5 tRNA genes are annotated in these 693 nt (G+C 45.2%); all 5 read right to left on the bottom strand.

Annotation, left to right across the window (positions count from 1 at the left end):
• Positions 1–68 precede the first annotated feature (68 nt).
• Positions 69–144 (bottom strand) — tRNA-Val (locus IO99_RS17970).
• Between the two features lie 5 nt (positions 145–149).
• Positions 150–224: transfer RNA gene (locus tag IO99_RS17965), tRNA-Glu, on the bottom strand.
• Positions 225–283: 59 nt separating this feature from the next.
• Positions 284–360 (bottom strand) — tRNA-Asp (locus tag IO99_RS17960).
• 13 nt (positions 361–373) lie between these two features.
• Positions 374–449, bottom strand: a tRNA-Val gene (locus IO99_RS17955).
• Between the two features lie 5 nt (positions 450–454).
• Positions 455–529, bottom strand: a tRNA-Glu gene (locus IO99_RS17950).
• Between the last annotated feature and the right edge of the window lie 164 nt (positions 530–693).

Genomic DNA, 693 nt, shown 5'->3' with positions numbered 1-693 from the left:
ACCCTCGACCTCCGGCGTGACAGGCCGGCACTCTAACCAACTGAGCCACTGGGCCACATTAGATTATGTGGTGGTCGCAACAGGGATCGAACCTGTGACCCCCTGCTTGTAAGGCAGGTGCTCTCCCAGCTGAGCTATGCGACCTAATATGGTGACTCCTAGGGGAATCGAACCCCTGTTACCACCGTGAAAGGGTGGTGTCTTGACCGCTTGACCAAGGAGCCATATGTTTTACATTTTATCAGATTTTTCATCTGATGTCAATACCTTTAAAAAAGTATTTTGGCGACCCAGAAGGGACTCGAACCCTCGACCTCCGGCGTGACAGGCCGGCACTCTAACCAACTGAGCCACTGGGCCACATTAGATTATGTGGTGGTCGCAACAGGGATCGAACCTGTGACCCCCTGCTTGTAAGGCAGGTGCTCTCCCAGCTGAGCTATGCGACCTAGTATGGTGACTCCTAGGGGAATCGAACCCCTGTTACCACCGTGAAAGGGTGGTGTCTTGACCGCTTGACCAAGGAGCCATATGTCATTTTGCTTTTGTTTTGTGTTTGCCGGTTCATCCGACATTTATTATAATACAAAAATTTTAAACTTTTGTCAACAAAATTTTAAAAATAATTTTTTTTTATTTTTTTCTCCAAAATTATATACAGAAAATATATTATTTATTAGATATATTATAATT

It is taken from the genome of Clostridium sulfidigenes, from assembly GCF_000732635.1.
Lineage (GTDB): Bacteria > Bacillota > Clostridia > Clostridiales > Clostridiaceae > Clostridium_J > Clostridium_J sulfidigenes.
Note: the sequence above shows the minus strand (reverse complement) of the source record. Positions and strands in the feature narration are given on the sequence as shown.